The sequence below is a fragment of the Dorea longicatena genome (genome assembly GCF_025150085.1).
In the GTDB taxonomy this organism is placed as follows: Bacteria; Bacillota; Clostridia; order Lachnospirales; family Lachnospiraceae; genus Dorea_A; species Dorea_A longicatena.
On record NZ_CP102280.1, the window covers coordinates 2698989 to 2723059 of the forward strand.

20 protein-coding genes and 1 other RNA gene are annotated in these 24071 nt (G+C 42.4%); 4 read left to right on the plus strand and 17 right to left on the minus strand.

Annotated elements, in window-relative coordinates; translation table 11 throughout:
* Positions 1 to 7: 7 nt before the first annotated feature.
* The 5 genes from NQ508_RS12960 to NQ508_RS12980 form a co-directional block, all read right to left on the minus strand.
* Positions 8 to 1177: an aminotransferase class I/II-fold pyridoxal phosphate-dependent enzyme gene (locus tag NQ508_RS12960; RefSeq protein WP_044920690.1), complete on the minus strand. Its 1170-nt coding sequence runs from the start codon at positions 1175 to 1177 to the stop codon at positions 8 to 10.
* Positions 1177 to 1668, minus strand: a complete 492-nt coding sequence (locus tag NQ508_RS12965) for an Lrp/AsnC family transcriptional regulator (protein WP_006428740.1) — start codon at positions 1666 to 1668, stop codon at positions 1177 to 1179. The genes NQ508_RS12960 and NQ508_RS12965 overlap by 1 nt, the downstream gene beginning before the upstream one ends.
* Positions 1622 to 2638, minus strand: coding sequence for an AIR synthase-related protein (locus NQ508_RS12970; RefSeq protein WP_006428741.1), 1017 nt, complete (start codon positions 2636 to 2638; stop codon positions 1622 to 1624). The genes NQ508_RS12965 and NQ508_RS12970 overlap by 47 nt, the downstream gene beginning before the upstream one ends.
* 276 nt (positions 2639 to 2914) lie before the next feature.
* Positions 2915 to 3541 carry an endonuclease III gene (gene nth, locus NQ508_RS12975; protein WP_006428742.1) on the minus strand — a complete coding sequence of 209 codons (627 nt, stop codon included), beginning with the start codon at positions 3539 to 3541 and terminating at the stop codon, positions 2915 to 2917.
* Between the two features lie 26 nt (positions 3542 to 3567).
* Positions 3568 to 5355 carry a B12-binding domain-containing radical SAM protein gene (locus tag NQ508_RS12980; protein ID WP_044920623.1) on the minus strand — a complete coding sequence of 596 codons (1788 nt, stop codon included), beginning with the start codon at positions 5353 to 5355 and terminating at the stop codon, positions 3568 to 3570.
* A 145-nt stretch (positions 5356 to 5500) separates the two neighbouring features.
* Between NQ508_RS12980 and ffs the strand changes: the two genes are divergently transcribed.
* Positions 5501 to 5763, plus strand: an RNA gene (ffs, locus tag NQ508_RS12985) — signal recognition particle sRNA large type.
* Between the two features lie 136 nt (positions 5764 to 5899).
* Here ffs and NQ508_RS12990 read toward each other — a convergent pair.
* From NQ508_RS12990 to NQ508_RS13030, 9 genes are all read right to left on the minus strand, one after another.
* Positions 5900 to 7195 (minus strand): SLC13 family permease, encoded by a 1296-nt coding sequence (locus NQ508_RS12990; RefSeq protein ID WP_006428744.1) that lies wholly within the window; start codon positions 7193 to 7195, stop codon positions 5900 to 5902.
* 13 nt (positions 7196 to 7208) lie between these two features.
* Complete coding sequence (locus tag NQ508_RS12995) at positions 7209 to 8132, minus strand: alpha/beta hydrolase (protein ID WP_070099255.1); 924 nt, start codon at positions 8130 to 8132, stop codon at positions 7209 to 7211.
* 199 nt (positions 8133 to 8331) lie between these two features.
* Positions 8332 to 9171: a helix-turn-helix domain-containing protein gene (locus NQ508_RS13000; protein WP_006428746.1), complete on the minus strand. Its 840-nt coding sequence runs from the start codon at positions 9169 to 9171 to the stop codon at positions 8332 to 8334.
* Positions 9172 to 9186: 15 nt separating this feature from the next.
* The gene (tadA, locus tag NQ508_RS13005; protein WP_044920694.1) at positions 9187 to 9690 is read right to left on the minus strand and encodes a tRNA adenosine(34) deaminase TadA; all 504 of its coding nucleotides are present in this window, start codon (positions 9688 to 9690) and stop codon (positions 9187 to 9189) included.
* Between the two features lie 28 nt (positions 9691 to 9718).
* The gene (locus tag NQ508_RS13010; protein ID WP_044920626.1) at positions 9719 to 10660 is read right to left on the minus strand and encodes a hypothetical protein; all 942 of its coding nucleotides are present in this window, start codon (positions 10658 to 10660) and stop codon (positions 9719 to 9721) included.
* Positions 10661 to 10715: 55 nt separating this feature from the next.
* Entirely contained in the window at positions 10716 to 12164 is a 1449-nt protein-coding gene (locus NQ508_RS13015) for a deoxyguanosinetriphosphate triphosphohydrolase (protein WP_044920630.1), read from the minus strand.
* Between the two features lie 156 nt (positions 12165 to 12320).
* Entirely contained in the window at positions 12321 to 13853 is a 1533-nt protein-coding gene (locus tag NQ508_RS13020; protein ID WP_006428751.1) for a helix-turn-helix domain-containing protein, read from the minus strand.
* 169 nt (positions 13854 to 14022) lie between these two features.
* Positions 14023 to 15783, minus strand: coding sequence for a glycoside hydrolase family 2 protein (locus tag NQ508_RS13025; RefSeq protein WP_006428752.1), 1761 nt, complete (start codon positions 15781 to 15783; stop codon positions 14023 to 14025).
* An 11-nt stretch (positions 15784 to 15794) separates the two neighbouring features.
* Complete coding sequence (locus NQ508_RS13030) at positions 15795 to 16424, minus strand: 4'-phosphopantetheinyl transferase family protein (protein ID WP_006428753.1); 630 nt, start codon at positions 16422 to 16424, stop codon at positions 15795 to 15797.
* 239 nt (positions 16425 to 16663) lie between these two features.
* Here NQ508_RS13030 and aroF point away from each other — a divergent pair, with 239 nt between their 5' ends.
* The 3 genes from aroF to NQ508_RS13045 all read left to right on the plus strand — a co-directional run bounded on the left by aroF (position 16664) and on the right by NQ508_RS13045 (position 19642).
* Complete coding sequence (gene aroF, locus NQ508_RS13035) at positions 16664 to 17677, plus strand: 3-deoxy-7-phosphoheptulonate synthase (RefSeq protein ID WP_006428754.1); 1014 nt, start codon at positions 16664 to 16666, stop codon at positions 17675 to 17677.
* Between the two features lie 75 nt (positions 17678 to 17752).
* Positions 17753 to 18814: a 3-dehydroquinate synthase gene (gene aroB / locus NQ508_RS13040; protein WP_006428755.1), complete on the plus strand. Its 1062-nt coding sequence runs from the start codon at positions 17753 to 17755 to the stop codon at positions 18812 to 18814.
* 81 nt (positions 18815 to 18895) lie between these two features.
* Entirely contained in the window at positions 18896 to 19642 is a 747-nt protein-coding gene (locus NQ508_RS13045) for an SDR family NAD(P)-dependent oxidoreductase (protein WP_006428756.1), read from the plus strand.
* A 281-nt stretch (positions 19643 to 19923) separates the two neighbouring features.
* Here the strand turns inward: NQ508_RS13045 and NQ508_RS13050 are convergent, their stop codons facing one another.
* The 3 genes from NQ508_RS13050 to araA form a co-directional block, all read right to left on the minus strand.
* On the minus strand, positions 19924 to 20625 hold the full coding sequence (locus tag NQ508_RS13050; protein WP_006428757.1) for an L-ribulose-5-phosphate 4-epimerase: 702 nt from the start codon (positions 20623 to 20625) through the stop codon (positions 19924 to 19926).
* 126 nt (positions 20626 to 20751) lie between these two features.
* Entirely contained in the window at positions 20752 to 22344 is a 1593-nt protein-coding gene (locus NQ508_RS13055) for a xylulokinase (protein ID WP_139009273.1), read from the minus strand.
* A gap of 127 nt (positions 22345 to 22471) precedes the next feature.
* Positions 22472 to 23971, minus strand: coding sequence for an L-arabinose isomerase (gene araA, locus NQ508_RS13060; RefSeq protein WP_006428759.1), 1500 nt, complete (start codon positions 23969 to 23971; stop codon positions 22472 to 22474).
* Positions 23972 to 24071: the final 100 nt, after the last annotated feature.

Genomic DNA, 24071 nt, shown 5'->3' on the forward strand with positions numbered 1-24071 from the left:
GTCAACCTTACTTCTGGCTTCTCAGTCTCTCAACAAACCGACTGAGTCTTCCGATCGCTTCTTTCAGATCTTCCAGTGAGTACGCATACGATACACGCAGGAAACCTTCCCCGCTCTCACCAAACGCACTTCCCGGTACGACCGCAACCTTTTCCTCTTCCAGGAACCGCATTGCGAATTCTTCAGAAGTCATACCAAATTCTTTGATACTTGGGAAGATATAGAATGCACCAAACGGCTCGAAGCATTCTAACTTCATCTTTGCAAATTCATTGACCAGATATCTTCGTCTCTGGTTGTATGCATTTCTCATCTGCTGTACTTCATCTTCGCAGTGGCGTAAGCCCTCGATGGCTGCATACTGGCTGTTGGTCGGCGCACACATGATTGCAAACTGATGGATCTTCAGCATCTGTTCTATGATCACAGATGGTCCGCAGATATAGCCAAGTCTCCATCCTGTCATGGCAAATCCTTTGGAGAATCCGTTGATCACCAGTGTTCTTTCCTTCATTCCCGGAAGGGATGAAATGGACACATGCTCTGTCTTATATGTAAGTTCGGAGTAAATCTCATCCGAAAGTACATACAGATCATGTCTCTTCACAACTTCGGCGATCGGCTCCAGATCTTCTTTTGTCATGATCGATCCGGTCGGGTTATTTGGGAACGGCATTACCAGCATCTTTGTCTTCGGTGTGATCGCTGCTTCCAATTCTTCTGCCGTCAGCTTGAATTCATTTTTCTGCTGAAGCGGAATCACAACCGGGTTACCGTCTGCCAAAATCGTACAAGGCACATAAGACACATAACTTGGCTGCGGGATCAGGACTTCATCTCCCTGATCCAGCATTGCACGCAGTGCCACATCGATTCCTTCACTTCCTCCGACCGTCACCATGATCTCATGATCCGGGTCATATTCTACATGGATCTTACGTTCCAGATATTTACTGATCTCAATCTTCAAATCCTTAAGACCTGCATTCGATGTATAGAAAGTCTTGCCCTGTTCCAGGGTGTAGATACCTTCCTCTCTGATTCTCCATGGTGTGTCAAAATCAGGTTCTCCTACACCAAGGGATATTGCGTCCGGCATCTCACTTACCAGGTCAAAGAATTTACGGATTCCAGATGGTTCGATGCCTGTGATTTTCTTAGATAATGGATTTCTCATCATGGTGTTATAAGCATCCTTTCTGGTTTTTTCTGCCCGAACATGATTGTTCCATGGTCTTTATATTTCTTTAATACGAACTGTGTACTGGTTCCTGTGACATCTTCGATCGGTGATAATTTACTTGATACGAACTTTGACACTTCCTGTAATGTCTTGCCTTCAATCAGCACCATCATGTCAAAATCACCGGAGATCAGATATACAGCCGATACTTCCGGATAATTACAGATCCGTTCTGCGGTCTTGTCAAATCCTGTGTCACGCTGTGGTGTTACTTTTACTTCGATCAGTGCATTGACGTACTCGGTTCCTGTCTTATCCCAGTCGATCAGTGTATGATACCCACAGATGATCTTTGCTCTTTCCATGGCTGAAATCTCATTTGCTACGGTTACTTCATCGGTTCCAAGAAGAACTGCCAGTTCTCCGAGGTCTACCCTGCTATGCTTCTCCAGATACAGGAGTATCTGCTTTCTTAATTCTTCCATCATTCATACCTCCGCTGTAAAGCTTCAAGATCTCATCCGGAGCCGGACGGTCGATATAACGCATCTCTTCTCCATTTCTTAAGATCTTATCGTTATTGTCTGTTGTATGTCCGATTACTGCTGCTGTAATCCCCTGATTGTTCAGCGCATCTGCCAGTACTTCCCCATTGTCAGTCACAGCCAGAAAACTTCCTGTGGATATCATCTGATACGGATTCAGTCGGAAATGTTCGCATACCTCGATCGTTTCCTGTAAAATGCTGATCTTCTTCATATCAAGATCCAGTCCCTGATTAAGTTCCAGGGCAAGATTCCACAGTGCTGCCAAGATTCCGCCATCTGCGACCTGACGTACGACAAATGCGCCCCCGGCTTTTGCGGCTTCGATTTCTTTTGGAGCAAATATCTGCTGTCCGTATAACTTTATCTGCTTCATGAAAACCGGCGCAAAACGAGTCTTAAGTTCCTGTTCTTTTTCTTCTGTGATCCTGAGCATGCCATCCATTCCCGCATGACCCACGAACACGATGTCCCTGCAGGCTCGTGCGGTTTCCCGGTTCCAGGCTTCTTCCTTCGGTGCCTTTGCAATTCCCGTAACAGTCACTGCGATCACCTGAACTGCCGGATTGGCGGATGCCTGTACCGCAACAAGGTTTATGTTATATTTTTTACATGCTTTTTTCAGAAGTTTTTCGATCTTGTGGATTCTGGATTTGAACACATATTCCGGATAGGCAATCTGTACACTGACGCTTGCAGATGTTTCGTGCGTATCCTGCATATCCTCGTTCTTTATATCTGTGTCTGTTTCCTCGTCTTCTGTTATATCCGGGCAGACAGAAAACACTGTACCCTGCGCTGCCAGTGCATTTGCAGTCTGTGCAAGTGCGTGTACACCGATCTGCGGTGATAATCCGTAGACGGTAACTGTTTCACTTATAAGCTGTTCTGTCTGTGTCTCTAACTTCATGCTTGTTACGTTCCCCTTTTATCTTTTATTCTCTTCATTCCCAGCATTCCGTACATTCTTACTATGTCTGCACGATGGCAACACACTTTTCTTTATATAAGATGCTTATACAAGATACGGAATGATCATCGTTGCCACCATGGCAATGATAACAATAAGTACAACAATTGATACAATTCTTCTTGTTCTTTTATTGTTAAAATTCATTCTTCTACCTTCTTTAATTCTATTCCCGTTACCGATTATCAGTTTTTACGTAAACAGTAACGTATTTCTCTACATTTTATACTCTTTACAATATTTTTGCAAGAAACAATCCTCACATTTCGGACTCCTTGCACTGCAGATCGTACGTCCGAATGTAATGATATGAATATTCCAGAGAATCCAGTGATCCTCCGGCAGTTCCTTCATCAAATCCTGTTCGATCTTGTCCGGATCCTGATTCTTCGTAAGTCCGAGCCGATTGGATATGCGCTTTACATGTGTATCCACGACCACACTCGGCACGTGATAGATATTTCCGCGGATCACATTGGCTGTCTTTCTGCCTACTCCCGCCAGACTTAAAAGGTCTTCAAGTTCTGATGGGACTTCTCCGTTATATTTATCCCGGATGTCTTTCATACAGGCTATGATATTCTTCGCTTTATTATGATAGAATCCCGTTGGTTTGATATCCTGTTCTAATTCTTTCAGGTCTGCGTCCGCAAATGCTTCGACAGACGGGTACTTCCGGAACAGATCTTTTGTTACAATATTGACTCTTGCATCGGTACACTGCGCACTTAACATCGTAGCGATCAGAAGCTGCCACGGAGTTTCATAATTCAGATAACAGATAAATTCTGTTCCGTATTTTTCATCCAGAAGTTCCAGGATCTCTCCCGTTCTTTTTTTCATAATTCTATTTCCTTTTATATTGATACTTATTTTATTCTCACTTTATCAATTTCCACTTTACAGACCCTGGCTTCCTGATTCAGCGGGTTTCTGTTCTGATAATCGAACAGGATATAGGTATCTGCCAGTTTAAAATATTCTAAATGCGTCATTTTACGCATCTGATTTCTGTCGTATTTTCCATAATCCGGAAGGTACATATGTGTCTCTTCTTCTTTTTCATAAAATGCTCTCGCCACATTCTTTTCCACCAGATAATCCCCGGCGAATTCCGGACGGCTCTTCGCATTTTCACGAAGATAATAATCATATGTGAGCACTTCCCGGAACAGATCTTCTTTTTCTTTATGATGAAGCCGTATATAATTCAGCAGTATCTCATATCTGGCACTCCGCTTGTGTTGAACGGCGTTATAACCATTGTCTTCGTAATAAGATGCAAGCCGGTCATACATGGTGAATGCAGAATCGTATTCCTTTTCCAGTTCTTCCATCGTATTCGTAAACTGACGGCTGTTATAGTAGACCTCCACCATCTCCTCAATCCCTTTCAGGCGCAGCACATCTTCATAGGAAATCCATTTTGTATACAGTACTTCATACGGTGGGTGCGCTTTATGGACAATGCCGTACTCTTCCTGATGCTCCTGCATAAAGGATCCCTTAAGCACTTTCAGGAATCCCAGCTGGAGCTGCTCCGGTTTTAATGCATAGACATCATCAAAGGAATGTGCGAAGCTTTCCACATCTTCGTACGGAAGGCCGGCGATCAGATCCAGATGTTCGTGCACATTTACCTTATTCTGAATTCTTCTCACGATTTTAGATACTTTTTCAAAGTCCATAACTCTGTGGATCTCTTTGATCGTCTTCGGATTTGTTGACTGTACACCGATCTCAAGCTGTACCAGTCCCGGGCGCATCTGTTCCAGAAGTTCCAGTTCTTCTTCATTCAGAATATCCGCGGCAATCTCAAAGTGGAAGTTCGTAATGCCATTATCATGCTCCATGATATATTTCCAGATAGCAATGCTGTGGTCGTGTTTGCAGTTGAATGTACGGTCAACAAATTTCACCTGCGGTACTTTGTGGTCAAGGAAAAACTGCAGCTCCTTCTTCACCAGTTCTATATCCCTGAAACGCAGACGCTTGTCCACCGATGACAGACAATAGCTGCAGGAGAACGGGCATCCTCTGCTTGTCTCGTAGTAAATGATCTTGTGTTCAAAATCTTCCATATGATCGTAGACAAATGGGACTTCGCTCAGATCCATGATCGGACGCCACGGATTGTCGATAATTTTCTCTTTTTCTTCCCGGAAAGTGATTCCGTCCACACCCTTTAACTGGTTATCCACACTCTCCGATTTCTTCCAGGAATTATCCACATTTTTATCCTGATATCCACATACATTTTCTCTTTTTTCGAATTCATTTCGGTATATCCGGCAGATTTCTTTGAAAGTTTTCTCTCCTTCGCCTTTCATCACTCCTTTGACACATGGAAGCCGTCTTAATACTTCTTTTGCATCATAGGAAACCTCCGGCCCGCCAAGCCAGATTGGCATATCCGGACGCAGCTTTCCGATTTCCAGCACAATTTCTTCTATATAGTCCAAATTCCAGATATAGCAGGAAAGGCAGAGAATATCCGGTTGTCTCTTATAGATGTCCATCAGGATATCGTCCTTTTGCTGGTTGATCGTATATTCTCCGATCTCCACCGCCGGATCCTCGGCATAGGCTTTCAGGCTGTAGACCGCCAGATTGGAATGTATATATTTTGCATTGACTGCTGCCAGTAATATCTTCATTATTCTTTCCTCCAGATCAGAATTTTTCCCTTCAGGCATACACCCGATCAGATAAATTCTCATATATCTAGGTATTATAAATTGGTATCGCCTTTTTTACAACATTTCCATTGACTTTTTGCCCGGAACACGTTAAAATGTTGAGCTGTGCAGCCGGGGTGTTAGCGGTACCTTGCACCTGCAATCCGCTATAGCAGGGGTGATATTGCGCAGAGGGCTTGTTTTTGCAGAGCTGCCCTTGGAAAGTGACGTTGATGTTTGGGTCTTACGCGACGGGACTCCATGAACCGTGTCAGGTCAGGAATGAAGCAGCACTAAGTGGAACCTCTCGGGTGCCGTAAGGGTGCCTGGGCTGAGTTAACTACCAAGGTAACGTCTGTGAAGGCTCGTTCGAAGCGCAATGCACATAAATAATAATATAGTATTCATCTTATCCACTGTGATTTTTCGCATGTGGGTATTTTTTATATACAGAACCTGCCATGGCCGGTTTTCTATAAAAATAGAGACAGAAGAATTTCCAAAATTCCTCTGTCTCCGTTTTTTATACTATGCCAAATATTAACGCCAGCAATATCACAATTGCATTTGTTACTGTCTGTACCGGAACTGCCTTCTTACAGAAGTGCTGTACATCTGTCTCTGTCAATGCACATCCAAGATAAGTTGATGAGTTTGTCGGTGTTGAACTCGTTGCCAGTGACAGGTTACATACGAACGGTGCAATGATCGTCACTGCCGGAATTCCAAATCCTGCCCCGATAGAGATGAACACCGGATACATTGCATTGAAGATCTGGAATGGAATAAAGTAAATGATAATCACACATAACAGCAGTAAGATGATATGTATATATTCCAGCATGAACTTCGGACAGATCTTAATCAGTCCGTCTGAGACAGCTCCTACCATTCCCGTATTATTGAATACTGCCTGATATACAGAGATTGCAAGCAGCATTACGATAATGTTCAGATACATCGGTCCGACTTTACCAAATATCTCACCAAAATTCTTTGGATAGTTGATCATTGCCGTTACGACCGTTGCTGCCATAAATACCAGATATGGAGGCAGACTGAATACACCAAGACCGACCATGAATACAATGAATAAGATAAAATTAATCCAGAAAAGCTTTGGCCGTCTGTATGGATTCTCTTCTACTTCTTTTGTCTCCTCTTCTACATTTTCTACAACTACGCCAAATGTTCCCACACGTTTCTTATGCTTGATCCCAAAGTATACCCACTGCAGAACGATGGCCGGGATAAAACATAATGCCCATGGAACCGATGCCTTTGACAGTTCATTGGCAGATAATCCTGCAGAAGATGCCGTATATGCCATTCCAATCCCCCACGGAATGAAGCACATCGCAGACATTGCAGTCTGTGCTATGATAAATGCTGCCTCACGGTCAAAATCATATTTCTTATAAAGTGGTACCAGGATCGGGAATGTGATCAGGTACGCCGGTGTAAAGTTTCCTGTCAGAATTGCAAATGCTGCAATTACGGATGTCAGGATCATAATTACGATGACATTCATCTTATCGCCAAGCTTGTTCGTCACTGCTGATATGATAGTATCAAATACTCCTGCTTCTGTAAGCATCTGAAAATACAGAAATGCAAACAATAACATGAATCCCGCAGATTTCATGATCGAACTGAACTGCTCCAGTACAAAGTCACTTGTCTCCTGTAAGCTAAAGCCCAAAAGTAACGAGCAAATGATCGGTACAATAAATAATACAAAGTTAAATGGTACTTTCTTCGTGACAACCGTTGCCACAACGATCAATACCAGAATAATAGCCATTACAGTAGCATTCATAGTCTGCACCTCCTTAATTCATGTGTGCTTTCAGGAATTTTTCCACAATATCCATATTCTTCTCTGTCCAGAATGCCGGATCTCCGTGTTTTGCATTCTCTACCAGATAGAATTCTACTTCTTTGTCTTCTTCTCTTAATTTCTTATACAGGCGGATACTCTGCTCCGGTGCTACCAGATCATCGGCAAGTCCGTGCATCATCAGGACCGGTGGTATCTCTGTCTCTTTTTTTACATAATTCATACAGGTAACTGCATTGGAAAGTTCCGGATATTCATATACATTCTTCTTACCGATCAGCATTCCTTCCGGACTGTCCGGTTCTCCCTGGTTCAATGTAGTTGGGAAATCTTCTTTTATCTGTACGCATGTAACTCCGTAGAAATCTACGATTGCATTTACCTTGCAGGAATATTCTCCATATACATCTGTGTCCATCAGCTCCTGATCTGCCGTAACCCCCGCAATAAACGCTGTATTGCCGCCGCTTGAATCTCCCATTATAAAGACCTGGGACGGATCAATACGATATTCCTCTGCATGTTTTCTTAAGAAACGTACACCTGTCTTTGCATCTTCTACAGGAGCAGGAAATGTAGCAAGATCGCTTTCTCTGTATTGAAGAATCGCTGTCACAAATCCACGTCTTGCAAGATCTGCCATTGCTCCAAGCCGTTTATAGTTGTCCTGTTTTCTCCATGCCGATCCCTGAACATACAAAATTGCCGGATATATCTTTGGTGCTTTGGCATTCGTCTCTGGTACGATCATCTGGAGCGTACGCTCAATCCCGTCTCTGTTTACATAGCATACATCATGCTTATATATACCATATCTCTCCGTTCCGTCTGCTGTGAGTTTCTGAACCTCTTCCATCCCCTCAATCTGTGTCCGGAAATCTTCAAAACTCATATTTTTGATTTCTTCACTTGTCATTATCCGTTTCCTCCTGACCCGTTTTTCTATATTGTTAATTTTATAACTGGATACAGGTATCAGGTCAAGTGTACTCATATTAATACATTTTATAATTTTCAGTCTTTTTAATCATTTTCTATTAATTTTTTCTATTCTTTTCTTTCTAATTTCACCTCTTTAATGGCATTTTACCTCACTAAAGTGCAAAAACCTGAGATTAACTCTCAGGTTTCAGTAATATATATATTTTCAAATAATTCCAATCATTTCCTTCTTCATCATGTGTGATCTTAATCCTTACACAGTAAGCATCTCCCGGTATCTTTGCATCTTGTTGAAACTTTCGGTATATCTTTCGGATTTTCTTCTGCAGCACTCCTTCCGATGCATACGGTCCGGTAATTTTCAGATACAGGACAAATGCTCTTCCGCCTTTTATCCTGGTATATCCTTTTTGCCTGCTCCAGACATTTTCATTTTTTTCGATATCTTCTATATACTCTGCCCGTACTGCCTGTCCCCAGGAGAACTGGTTTTCCGTTCCATTCAGACTTTCTCTGCTTATCTTAAGTACCGATTTGCTTTCCGGTGCATAATCCATGAAATTAATCCCGTCCGATTCAAGTTGTGCATTTTTGCCATATTCCAGGTTATTCGTCTGAAATCTGATCCAGAAATCCGGCATTTCTTCTATATACCAGTTTCCCTGTTTCTTTTCTATCTCTTCCGTCTCTGCAAGATAATCCGTCACACGTTTTTTTAATTCCTGCAATTCTGACAGTGAAGCATCTATTTCCTCTAATCTTTTTTTCAACAGATTATCTATCGCTTCTGAATCTGCTTCCTTTATCAGATTCCCGACCTCTTTCAATGCGAACCCAAGATTCTTATACTTCATACATTCGTAAATATCCGTGCATGCCCTTATATCGTAAGACCTGTAATTCGAATGTTCTCTTCTCGTAGAACTCAGAAGACCAATCTTCTCATAATATTTTATTGTATGTACAGACACACCTGTAAACTTTGCAAGCATTCCTACTGTCTTTTCATTCATATGATCACCTGTCTTTTATATTTCCCCGGTCTGTTCTTTTTCCAGCTGCTTTTTCTTCTTCCTTGCTTCTCTCAATTCTTTAAAAAATGATTTCATCATCTGACTGCATTCTTCTTCCATCACTCCTGTCGTCAATTCTACCTGATGATTAAATTCAGGTATATCCAGAAGATTTAAGATAGAGCCTGCACAGCCGGCTTTCGGATTCATACATCCGACTACTACCCGTGTCATCCGGGACTGTACGATCGCACCGGAACACATCTGGCATGGTTCCAGAGTTACATACATCGTACAATCCTCCAGTCTCCAGTCATTCATCTTCTTGCTTGCTTTTTTGATCGCGATCAGTTCTGCATGCGCCAGGGTATTATTATCAATTGTTCTGCGGTTATATCCTCTCCCAATGATCTTATCCTGATATACGATCACACATCCGATCGGCACCTCACCGATCGCATATGCTTTCTTTGCCTGTTTGATCGCTTCTTTCATATATTTTTCATCTGTGCTTTGCATATTCATTCTCCGTCTATTTTCCTGTTTTCTATCTCTTCTGTGGTTCTACACAGTCATGTGATCCTCTTATATCCCTGCACCAGTATCCGAACTTCTCTCTGTCATTCTTCTCTTCATCTGTAAGCTTAAGATCCAGCTCTTCTGCAGGAATGAATTCCGGAAATCCAAAGCTTTCTGCGGCTTTTTCTTCCTGCGGATGATACACTCCCGGTACTCCTAATTTTAACCGGTCATCACGGACTGTCAATATCAGATGGTGATAATTATAATACCCGTGGATCAAAAAACTATTATTTGCATGTCTCCATTCACACCTCGGAAGACACACCATATCTTTACGCTGGATCTTGCGGACTTTACCCCCCAGGCAGGCCTCTTTTTCCAAATCATCTTCAAGTTTCCCACTCTCTGATTCTTCATCCTGCACGGTTTCCTTCTTACATTCCGGTTCTTCGTCCTGCGCTAATCCCTTCTTACATTCCGTTTCTTCGTCCTGCGCTAATCCCTTCTTACATTCCGGTTCTTCGCCCTGCGCTAATCCCTTCTTACATTCCGGTTCTTCACCCTGCACGGAATCTTCTTCCATCTTCCACATTTCCATCCTGCAGACGTTTACTACATCGTCATTCCAGACTGCCGCATACCAGTGTCCATTTACGTCCTTTAATATAATTCCGTTGACAAGATCATAATTTTCTTTCTTACCGACATTCTCCGGTGTATAGCATAGCTGCCAGTTCACCGCCGGGCCGGGAACCTCTGTCACTCCCTGCGGGATTCCAATACATTTATCTTCTGTATTCCAGAACAGATACGCCCTAAGTCCCTGCGCATTTTCTTCCATCCGGAATCCTTTTCCGTGCACATGGATCACGCACTGATCCACATCCTGTTCTACTTTTACGAAGCCTACATTCCGCATCTTTTTCTCTTGTTCGTATTCATACAGATATCGAATAAACCGTCTCAAAATATCCTCTCCTGTTTCCGGCTATTTATCACAATCTATTCTGAAATATTTTCTTTTATGCCATAATCGCATTCAATTCCTGATACAGCCTCTTCGCATAGCTGTCTGTCATACCACAGATATAATCCGTAACCAGCAGAAGTCTCAGATAAAGACGATAAACTTCTGATTTTTCTTCTGCATGATAACGATATGCTTTTTTATAATTATTGGAAATAAATGAAATCAGTCTCTCTTCTATTGAGTTCAGTTTCTGCGTTGGATCATCATATTTTATTGCTGCACCGACAAACCTGTCCAGCAGATTATCCAGCATCACCGCCTCTTTCACCTCCATACGATAGATCGTCTCTGTTTTAAATACACATTTGCACGCTATCTCTCCAAGCAGTTTTACCAATCCTTCAGCCAAAGTACCTGCAAACAGATCTTTTTTATACGTGCCTTCCATAATCTCTTCATAATGAGAAGTAAATCCGAAAGTTGCGCAGCCAATCAAAAATCCCTGTGCTTTTACGATCCAGTTCTTCACTGCATAATCACCGGGATCATCTACCCCGTTCTTCTTTGCACGGTCGTATAATTCTACCAGTTTATCTGCCGGGCAGAACCAGTTCTGATCTTTCTCTTCTGGGGCTGCATACTTTTTCTCCCTGTTCTGTAGTTTTCTGAGTTCATCTCTGAGACTATGATATGTAAGAAATCTTTTTACAAATGCATCTTCAATATCTGCGGTCTTATATGCAATATCATCTGCTGCCTCAAGTATAAAGGTAAGTGGATGTCTGTGATTTCCCGCACCCGTCTCTGATACAATATCCTCGAACAGTTCCCGGTCTGCATAATAATAGCCCATCTTCTTCTCTCTGATATCTCCTGATTCCGGATGGATCTTTGTAGATGCTACCGGATATTTTATAATTGTATTCAAAAGCGCATACGTCAGATTCATTCCATTTTCATCTACCAGAAAATGTAATTTGCTGACCAGCCTAAGTGCCTGTGCATTTCCTTCAAAATGATAAAAATCCTCCCTCATCTGAGGTTCGAGCAACTCCTCAAGTGACGTTCCATGATATGTCAGAAGCGGAAGATTTCTTTCAAACCATTCCCTGATCGCCGCTTCTCCATAATGACCAAACGGTGGATTGCCGATATCATGAATCAGTCCTGCACACTGAAGAATATTGCAGATATCCTCTTTCATCTGTACAGTGAAACTGGAATCTTTCTTGTGTACCAATATGCTTTCTCCTATATTCTGACCCAGAGATTTTGCCAGCGAAGAGACTTCCATGGAATGGGTCAGTCTCGTACGGATAAAATCACTTTTATCCAGTGGAAATACCTGTGTCTTATCCTGAAGTCTCCTAAATGACGCACTGCCGATGATTCTGTGATAATCTTTTTCGAATTCACTTCTAAGGTCTGCATCACCATATTTTTGACTCTTGTATCTGTTCTGTCTTTGACGTTTTGTTGATAAAAGCCTTGTCCATTCCATTTTCTGCTCCTCCTTCATATTTTAATCTACAAAATTTGCCACTGGAAGTTCCTGTAGGCGGCAGCTTCTCTTGCATCCCCTTGTACAAAAAGTGTCCAGCCGGAGATCCGGCTGAACACCTTATTCATAACATTTTCTTTCTATGTTCATTCAACACTAATCCAGATAGATCGGCGGCTCATAATCTTTTCCGAGAAGTGCCTTTTTACGTTCCTGATATCCAAGGAATGCCCACTCCGTCATATCTGTCCACTGATGTTTTCCTCTGTCATATACCTGTACATAGCCGATTCTCTTCGGATGCATTCTTACGCTGTTTGATTCATATTCATGTCCTGTGTAAGGATTAAGTTCACCTTTACTGAGATCCTCTTCATCGGATGTGAATAAGTCTTCTTCATTTTCCTGCGCATACCGGCTCTGATATCCGTTATTCTCATAACCGGAGGTCTCATCAGCTGCTGCATATGTTTCCTCCTGTTCCGGTTCCTCCGGCATAAATTCTTCTGCAAGTTTCTCTGACTCACCGTCTCCCGAATAATCAAACTCATGATACTGGATTTCCGGCTTTTCTTCTTTTGCCGGTTCTTCATGCGCTGATTCTTCTTCATGCTTTTTACGTATTCCGAAGAGCGCTCTCCATCCATGCGCTTTCTTCTCCGGTTCAACTTTCTTCGGCTCCGGTTTTTCCGGTTCCTCTGGCTCTTCTACTTCCGGTTCTGACTCATGAGCTGACTCCTCTGTATATTTCGGTTCCGACTCATAAGCCGGCTCCTCTGCATATTCCAGCTCACTTTCATAGGCTGGTTCTTCTGCATATTCTGGCTCTGCTTCATACACTGGTTCTTCTGCATACTCTGGCTCTGCTTCATACGCCGATTCTTCTGCGTATTCTGGCTCTGCTTCATACACCGGTTCTTCTGCGTATTCTGGCTCTGCTTCATACACCGGTTCTTCTGCATATTCTGGCTCTGCTTCATACACTGGTTCTTCTGCATATTCTGGCTCTGCTTCATACACTGGTTCTTCTGCATATTCAGGTTTTGACTCATACACCGGTTCTTCTTCATATACAGGTTCCTCAGCATGCTCCTCTACACCCGCTGCAGGTTCTTCTTCACTTACAGTCACCGACTCTTCTGCTTCCAGTGTCACAGCTTCCGAACTTCCGGTTTCTTCCACCGGCTCCTGTATCTCTTCTTCCTGCTCTTCTATTTCTGTGGCAGGTTCTGCTGTCGCTTCTTTCTCTCTTACAAAATCAAATATTGTTTCCTGAACATATTCCGGATCTGGCTCTACAACCTTTTTAGACTTCTTCTTTTTCTTCTTTTCTATTGCATCTAATTCTTTATGAATATCTACAAGCTCACCTATCGTAATATCTCTTTCTTCTGCTTTGGCAGGTGTTTTCTTCTTTTCAGGCTCTGTAATTTTCTGGGCCTTTGAAAGCTTCTCTTCATGCTCCTCATGTTCTTCTAATATATCCAGATAAAACGGACAATCAAGAATCTTTGCGATCATTCGCATATCCTGCTCCTGGAAATTATCTCTGCCAAGACGCTGGGTCAGATTCTGACGCGACATCTTCTTTCCTGTCTGTTTTTCTATCTTCTCTGCAAGTTCTTTGATCGTCATCCCTTTACGGCTCAGAATGATCTTGACCTGTTCTCCAAACGTTAATTCCAACATTCTTTTCCTCCTTATTATTCTTACTCTCCCATACTCTCCTCGTGTGCTTTTTTATGGTTTTGTAAACATTTTTCTATCTTGATAAATCTTTATTTTTCCCTTTTATATTCTAACAAATCACAGAAAACACGTCAACTCTGCTTACGTTACATTTCCCCGAAAATAAAGGCTAAAAATGAAGTTTTTCATTCAGTTTTTTAACAGTCTTTTCATCCATTTTGACTATTTTTCTATCATAAGAAATGATTCCATTTACCTCTTCTTCTATATCCGATAATTGTGTGTAAACAGTTGCACTTAATCCACGGCTGATATTCGGAATAATGAGCTTTTTTATCAATTTCTCATAGCCCGCCGTAAGTTCTCTTTTTCTCTTGAACTTTTTATAACCGTAGACCTTTTTCTCGTACATACTATGCTTCGGGATCTGCAGCGAATACCCGCCAAACTCAGTAAGTGCCGTTACCCTCTTTTCCGGTGTTACATGCAAAGGGAAGAAATAATCATGGATGCTTCGTATATCCCCGCACCCCTGATCAAACCAGCCACTCGCAGAATCTGTCAGCCTGTAAGGATCTTCTGCCCTTACTATATCTGTCATCTTCTTCGTCTGAAACTGTCCCCATCCTTCATTAAAAATAACCCATGTAACAATGGATGGATGATCATAAAGCAATCGAACCGTCTCCTTCATCTCTTTTTCAAACTGTCTCTGCCCGGCCGGATCCTGACGTCCCATCAGATGAATCCTGGTATCTTTTGCCCGGATATGCATTCCCTCCATGGCCGTCGCCATATACGTTACATACCAGCTCTTATAATCCCGTCCTCCGTTCACCATATCCTGCCAGACCAGCATACCGATACGGTCGCAGTGATAATACCATCTCTGCGGTTCTATCTTAATATGCTTGCGGATCATATTGAACCCCAGGTCCTTCATCTTCTGGATATCATAGATCATCGCTTCATCACACGGCGGTGTGTATAGACCATCCGGCCAATATCCCTGATCCAGTACTCCCTTTTCAAAATACGGCTCATTGTTCAAAAATATCCTCGGTATTCCCTCTTTGTCATTTTTAACTTCTACCTTACGCATGGCAAAGTAACTTTCTACCGAATCCTCTCCCATCCTCACATGAAGATCATACAGAAATGGATCTTCCGGACTCCAGCTTCTCATATGTGGTATCATGATCACACACGGCTTTCCCGTCTTTCCGGATGCTTTCACCGGCCACATCTTTCTTGCCGTTATCGTAACTTCGTAATCAATATCTTTTATGCCATGTTCTTCTTCCATCTGGATCATTATAGAAGACTGGTCATAAAGAGGTGTGATCTTAAGATGTCTGATATAACACTCTGGAACTTTTTCAATCCATACGGTCTGCCAGATTCCACTCTGTGCCGTATAGAACATCCCTCCGTTTTTAAGTTTCTGTTTTCCTCTGCTATAATAACAAGTCTCCGAATAATCTCTTACTTTTACGGTCAACAGATTCTTTTCTTCTTTTAATGCTTCCGTAATATCATATGAAAATGGAAGATAGCCTCCCACATGCTTTCCCTGTTTCTTTCCATTTATATATACGACCGCACACTGATCTACCGCTCCAAAATGAAGGATCCATCTGCTTCCCTTCTCCGGCTTTACTTCATCCGGAAGCCTTCTCTTATACCATAGATATTCTTCTGGTTTTAACTGTCTGTTTACCCCCGACAATACAGCTTCCGGCGAAAACGGAACCAGGATATCCCCATCCATTTTCTTTGGAAATCCTTTTGTTTCTCTTATTGCATATTTCCATATTCCGTTCAGATTTATATAGCTTTTTCTGCGCATGAGCGGTCTTGGGTACTCCCCTAGTACATTCTTTTCATTTATATTGTCTGCCCATTTTGTCATTAACTGTTTCATGTTCATACACCCCTTTATTAAGCAAGTCTGACTTCGTGTAATCTCCCCTCGATCTCATTATCTGTCGTAATTACCGCGACCCTTGCGTCCCCCTGCTCCAGTTCGTACTCCCTGCACAGATATTTCTCCGGATATTCCTCAGGCTGCTTTTTCAGATATGGTATGCCGTCCTGTCCCCAGGCAAATTCATATGTGCGCATGTCCAGGCCCATTCCTCTTCTGGTTGCTTTCATAAAGCTTTCTTTTAATACCCAGAAGCGGTAAAACCACTCCGCCTGTTCTTTTTCATCCTTCCCATTGCGGATGATCTCACATTCTTCCCGGCAAAAATACCGTTCTGCCACCGGCATCCGCAGCTTTCCCTTCATCTCCACATCACAGCCTGTCTGAACATCTTCACGGTCACTACAGGCACACAATACATATTTTCCCGAATGTGACAGATTGAAAACTGCCGATTCCGGAAGTCTCAGAGCCTTCTTCATCTTTTCCCACAATATCCAGGCACCGACACTCCTTGCTTTGTCATCCACATTTTTAAGTTTATCCGCTTTATCTTTTCTCCACTCAGGCACTTTATCATAATATGCCTGATACGTCTCTTCTATTAGTAATGGTGTAATATCTGCTGCCCAAACACTTACCATTTTCCCACTCCTTTTTTACTATACAATTTTAGTCTAACACACTTTTTTAAAAATGAAAGAATTTATCGAATAAAAGTGTTGACAATCAAATCCCATTGCGTTAATATATCATTAGTTTTACGCTTTAAGTAATTAAAGTTTTGCAGTGCGAATATTTTACAGTGCGACTATACTAGACTCACACGGGAAAAGAAATATCACACATGCACAATTATCATACATGTTGGAGGATATTTATTATGATTATCGTATTAAAACCACGCACTACAAAAGATGATGTTTCTCGTGTCGAGAACATGGTCAAAAAGAGAGGACTTAACACACACGTTGTACAGGGCGAAGAGATGACAGTTATCGGTTGTATCGGTGACACAGCCAAAGTCGATTCCAAATTATTCGAAATTGATTCTGCAGTCGATAAAGTTATGCATGTACAGGAGCCATACAAATTAGCCAACCGTGCATTCCATCCGGAAGATTCCATCATCGATGTATCCGGTGTAAAAGTTGGCGGCGACAACCTGGCAATGATCGCCGGTCCTTGTTCCGTAGAATCTTACGAACAGGTACTTGAAATCGCCCAGGCTGCAAAAGCTTCTGGAGCCAACTTACTCCGCGGAGGTGCATTCAAGCCAAGAACAAGTCCTTATTCATTCCAGGGACTCGGACTGGAAGGACTCGACATCTTAACATCTGTAAAAGAAGCAACAGGACTTCCGATCGTAACCGAACTGATGTCAGACAAATACCTCGATATCTTTAACGAGAAAGTAGATCTTATCCAGATCGGTGCACGTAACATGCAGAACTTCGATCTGTTAAAAGAATTAGGACAACTTGACCGTCCAATCCTTTTAAAGAGAGGTCTGAACGCAACTTACGAAGAATGGATCATGTCAGCAGAATACATCATGGCATCCGGTAATGAAAATGTCATCCTCTGCGAACGCGGAATCCGTACTTTCGAAAGCTATACAAGAAATACTCTGGATCTTCAGAGTATCCCGGTACTTCGTAAACTGACACATCTTCCGATCATCGTTGACCCAAGTCATGCGGGCGGCAAATGGTGGTTAGTAGATTCTATGGCAATGGCCGCTGTAGCAGCAGGAGCCGACGGACTGATGATAGAAGTACACAATGATCCGGAATCCGCACTCTGCGACGGAGCTCAGTCATTAAAACCTAAGAAATACGACGAATTGATCAAAAAGGTTTCACAGATTGCAGGTGTTGTCGGCAAGACGATCTAATGCAGATAACCTACCACTGGCAGTTCCTTACGAACGCATGGCGGTTCAGACAAAAACCTTACAGGAGTATATATTATGAAACTTACAGTTAATCTGGAAAAAGACAGTTATCCTATCTATATTGAAAATAACATATTATCCCAGGCCGGAGATTACATCCGAAAGATCTACCACGGAAAACGCATTATGATCATTTCCGATGACAATGTATTTCCGTTATATGGTGACCGGCTGATCCATACATTGGACTCCACTTACGAATGTCACCATCTGGTACTTCCTCACGGTGAATCAACCAAGGATTTCCAGACACTTCCGACTGTCTACAAGGCAATGCTGGAGGCAAAGATTTCCCGTAGTGATCTGGTCATCGCTCTTGGCGGCGGTGTCATCGGTGATCTTGCAGGATTTGCCGCTTCCAGTTATCTAAGAGGTGTAAGACTGGTACAGATCCCAACTTCACTGTTGGCGCAGGTTGATTCTTCTGTCGGTGGAAAAGTCGCAGTAGACCTTCCGGAAGGCAAGAATCTGGTCGGCGCATTCTATCAGCCTTCACTGGTGCTGATCGATCCACTGGTACTTAACACACTGAAGGAACGATTTATCAGCGATGGTATGGGAGAGGTTATCAAATACGGCTGCATCAAAGATGCGGATTTATTTAGTACCTTGGAATCACACAGTTCTTTTGAAGATTTAAAAGAAGAACTGCCTGCCATCATCACACGCTGTGTAGATATCAAACGAATGGTTGTAGAAAATGATCAGTTTGACACAGGTGAGCGTATGTTACTGAATTTCGGACATACACTGGCTCACACCATTGAACAACATTTCCATTATCAGCGGGAAAGTCATGGCGAAGCCGTTGCCATCGGCATGTATCAGATCACCAGGATTGCCGAAGAAAAAGGATTAACACCAAAAGGAACTGCAGAACGTATCCAGAAGGTTTTAAAGACCTACGGACTTCCTTTTGAATGCGGTCTCACTCTTGGGACATTAACCGAAGCGATTGCCTTAGATAAGAAGAATCTGAACGGTAATCTCAACGTCATACTACTTCATGAAATCGGTGACAGCTACATCGAAGCTACAGACATTCAGTTCTTTGCTGAAACAGCAAGGCTTGTATAAATAACAACAATTCTACGAACCGGCCTTATATGGCACTTCGTAATCAGAAAATAATGAATGTAATTTTGGAGGATATATATCATGGGTAAATTAGAAGGAAAAATCGCAATTGTAACAGGATCAGGAAAAGGAATCGGACGTGACGCAGCACTTGCTATCGCTGCTGAAGGTGCCACTGTCGTAACAGTAGCAAGAACACAGTCTGATCTTGATGAAACAGTAAAAATGATCGAAGATGCCGGCGGAACAGCAATCTCACTTTCCAGAGACCTTACAGACGGAGAACAGGTTGCCGACATGGTCAAAACTGTTGTTGATAAATACGGAAGAATTGATATTCTCGTTAACAATGCAGGCGGATACCCAAAAGAGATCTACAAAAATATCGAACATCAGGCAATTAAGATCTGGGAATGGTCAGAAGAACAGTGGGATCAGATCATCAAAACAAACTTGAGAATCCCATTCCTTGTAACTAAAAATGTTGTACCTGTAATGATAAAACAAGGAAAAGGAGATATCGTAAATGTATCTTCAAGAATGGGTCGTATTGCATCTCAGATGGGTGCATACGCTGTTGCAAAAGGCGGTATCGTAACCATGACCAAGACAACTGCTATCCAGACCAAAGAATACGGAATCAAATGCAATGCCGTATCTCCTGGAATCGTGGACACACCGGGGCAGAGAGTCTACAACCACTCTGTAGGACAGGACGGCTGCCCGATGGGAAGCTCAAAAGATGTTGCAAAAGCAATCATCTACCTGCTGGCAGATTCACCGGCAGTTATGACAGGACAGTCTATCGACCTGTTCACAACAGTATAGAACCAAATGACTACAAGAGACACTGTCATCACTGGCAGTGTCTCTTGTAGTCACTTCACAATTATTAACAATTTGTTCGTCTTTTCATCACACTTTCATCACAATTGCACTCTATACTATAAATTGTTCGAAAAAACAACACTTTAAATCTTTTTCATAACTTTTTCCTCAGGACTGCACTCCTCCCAAATAATGCAGTCCTTTTTTTATTTAATTTTTTAACACGATTGGTCTCCCGGTCCGGATATCCACCAGCCTAATGAATTAAATGTCAACCAAATTTATTTCCCCGGCTGTCCATAATAAGCATTTGCTCCATGTTTTCTATAGTAATGCTTATCCTGTAATTCCTGTGGTGCAGGTTTAACGTCTGGGTTGATCATTTCGCATCTTGCTGCCATCTTGGCAACTTCCTCTAATACTACTGCGTTGTGAACTGCTTCGTGAGCATCTTTGCCCCATGTGAATGGTCCATGGTTCTTGCAGAGTACTGCAGGTGTTGCAACATAGTCCAGATCATCTTCATCGAATCTGTCTGCGATCAGGACACCTGTATTTTTCTCATAAGCTTCATCGATTTCTTCTTTTGTAAGATTTCTTACACATGGTACTGTTCCGTACAGGTAATCTGCATGTGTAGTTCCGTAGCAAGGGATTCCTCTTCCTGCCTGAGCCCAGCTTGTTGCCCAAGGAGAATGTGTATGTACAACACCACCAATGTTCGGGAATCTGTTATACAGCTCTACATGTGTTGCTGTATCAGAAGATGGATTTAAGTCTCCCTCTACTTTATTACCCTGAAGGTCTACAACTACCATATCTTCCGGTGTTAATTTGTCATAATCTACTCCACTTGGTTTGATTACGAAAAGACCTTTTTCACGGTCGATTCCGCTTACATTTCCCCATGTGAATGTTACCAGGCCATATTTTGGAAGAAGCATGTTTGCTTCATATACTTCTTTTTTTAATTCTTCCAGCATCTCTTTCTATCTCCTTTATATTTCTGTTACTGCGGAAAAGCTGTTATCAACATTTTCCCCTTGTATATAAGAATATGCAGATACGGGGACATAACCTATGCCCCCTCTGCTTTCATATAATATTTCTTACAGATCTGCACAAGCTCTGCGCTCTACGTCAAGACCTTTCTTGTATGTCTCCATAAATGCTTCGTATCCAGCTACGCCTTCCGGATCCGGATCGATTCTGCTTCCGGCATCGCTTCCGAATACTTTATTCTTCAGGTAGTCTTCCAGCTTCTCGCCTTCTTCACGTTTTACCATGTACTCAGCAAGGATAGCCATTCCCCATGGTCCGCCTTCGCCTGCTGTCTCCATAACTACTACAGGTGTGTTGATCGCATCTGCAAGGATCTTCTGTCCGACACCTTTTGTCTTGAAGAGTCCGCCATGTCCAAGAACGGTATCAATCTCAACACCTTCGTCTTTTGTTAAGATATCCATTCCGACTTTGATAACACCAAGTGCTGTGTACAGGTGAGATCTCATGAAGTTAGCCAGATTGAATTTTGTCTCTGGTGTTCTGACTACCATTGGGCGTCCTTTTTCTACATTTGTGATAGGCTCGCCTGCGTAGTTACCATAAGAAAGGATTCCACCACAGTCAGCATCGCCTTCCAGTGCTTTATTGTAAAGTGTTCCATACATCTGATTCATGTCTACGTCTGCTCCGATAGAATCAGCGAATTCTTTGAACAGATTTACCCATGCATTCAGATCTGTTGTTCCGTTATTGGAATGTACCATGGCAACCAGACTTCCGTCAGGTGTTGTAACCATGTCGATCTCTGTATGTAAGTCTTTCAGAGGTTTCTCAAGGACAACCATAGAGAAGAATGAAGTACCAGCGGAAATGTTGCTTGTACGCTGTGCTACGCTGTTTGTAGCTACCATACCTGTTCCTGCATCTCCTTCCGGAGGACAAAGCGGGATTCCGGCTTCCAGATTACCTGTAGGGTCAAGTTTCTTTGCTCCTTCTTCTGTCAGGATACCGGCTGCGTCTCCTGCTACCAGAACTTTAGGAAGAATCTCTTTTATTTTCCATGGATAGTTCTCACCTTCGATGAGTTTATCGAACTTCTGGATCATTTCTTCATCATAGTCTTTTGTATTCATGTCGATTGGGAACATTCCGGATGCATCTCCTACACCAAGAACCTTCTCACCTGTCATCTGCCAGTGGATATATCCTGCAAGTGTTGTCGTGAATGCGATATCTTTTACATGATCTTCTTTATCCAGAATGCACTGATACAGATGTGCGATACTCCATCTCAGCGGAATATTATACTGGAACAGATCTACCAGCACTTCGGAAGCTTTTCCTGTATTGCTGTTTCTCCATGTCTGGAATGGTGCAAGAAGCTTTCCTTCTTTGTCAAATGCCATATATCCGTGCATCATGGCACTGAATCCGATCGCTCCCAGTTTCTTGATCGTTACTCCGTATTCTTTCTGTACATTTTCTGCCATATCGCGGTAGCTGTCCTGAAGACCTGCCCAGATATCGTCCAGAGAGTAGGTCCACAGTCCGTTCTCATAACGGTTCTCCCATGTATGGCTTCCGGATGCGATCGGATTGTGCTCCTCATCGATCAGTACTGCTTTAATTCTTGTAGAACCGAATTCGATTCCAAGATATGCTTTTCCGCTTTCAATGATCTCTTTTACATTGCTCATTGTACGCTTCCTCCTAAACATTATATTTTAAGTTTTCTTAATATCTCCATTATACTATTTTTGCAGGGAAATATCTATTTCGATATCCCCTGCAAATATAATCTTTTACCCGTAATTCTTTATTTGATTATTTGCGGTATGCAACGCTGTTCCACAGGAGTTCATTCTTGAACTGTCTGATTGTTGTATCCTTATCAATGTATACAGCTTCGATTCCCATGCATGCTGCCCAGTCACCCATCTGCTCTGCTGTTAAATCATAAGAGAATGCTGTGTGGTGAGCTCCTCCTGCCAGGATCCATGCTTCTGTTCCAACCTTTAAGTTCGGCTGTGGTGTCCAGAATGCTGTTGCTACTGGAAGTTTTGGCATTGGTTTCTCTGTCTTCTTGCAGTCTACATCGTTGATGATCAGACGGAATCTGTCACCAAGGTCGATCAGAGATGTTGCGATAGCCGGACCTGTCTTAGATGTGAATACAAGTCTTGCAGGATCTTCTCTGTTACCCATGCTAAGTGGCTGCTCTTTGATGCTGATCTTGCCATCTGCGATTGTCGGGCAAACTTCCAGCATGTGAGCTTCCAGAACGCCTTCTTTACCTGATACAAGGTTGTATGTGTAATCTTCCATGAATGAAGTTCCCTTAGCGTCCTTCATTCCCTGAGTCATGATCTTCATAACACGAACCATAGCAGCTGTCTTCCAGTCACCTTCTGCTCCGAATCCGTATCCTTTTTCCATCAGTCTCTGCATTGCAAGTCCTGGAAGCTGTTTCAGTCCGCCAAGATCTCCGAAGTGTGTTACAACTGCCTGATAGTTATTCTCATCCAGGAATCTTTCAAATCCAAGTTCGATTCCAGCCTGTACTGCTACATGCTCACGGAATTCTTTCTCATCTCTTCCTTCAAGAAGGATGTCATATTTGTCATAGTATTCTTCTACTAATGTGTCGATATCAGCCTGAGATACTGCATTAACAGCTTCTACAACTTCATTTACAGGATAAGCATCTACTTCCCATCCGAATTTGATCTGAGCTTCTACTTTGTCGCCTTCTGTTACGGCTACGTTTCTCATGTTGTCAGCTACACGCATAACTCTGACGTGGCTGCTTTCTACAACACCTACTGCTGTACGCATCCATGATCCAATCTGTTTCTGAACGTCTTCGTCTTCCCAGTATCCTGCAACAACTTTGCGTTCCATGTTCAGACGGCTGAAGATGTGTCCGTACTCTCTGTCACCATGTGCTGCCTGGTTCTCGTTCATGAAGTCCATGTCGATTGTGTCGTATGGGATTTCACGGTTGAACTGTGTATGTAAGTGAAGTAATGGTTTTCTGTATTCCTGTAATCCTAAGATCCATGATTTTGCAGGAGAGAATGTATGCATCCATGTGATAACACCGGCACAGTTCTCGTCTGTGTTAGCTTCGTTGAATGTCTTTCTGATTACTTCGTTTGTGATCATGGTTGGTTTCCATACTACTTCATATGGAAGGTTTCCTGATTTGTTCAATGCATCTACGATAATCTTTGAATGCTCTGCTACGTGTGCAAGACACTCATCTCCATAAAGATCCTGTGATCCTGTGCAGAACCAAAACTGATAATTCTTTGTTTTTAACATGTTTAATTACTCCTTTTCGCTCAAATTTTCTGTTTCATTTACAGCTTCATTATGTCTCTATTATAAAAATATGGACTTGTTTTCTCAATTTCTTAACTCT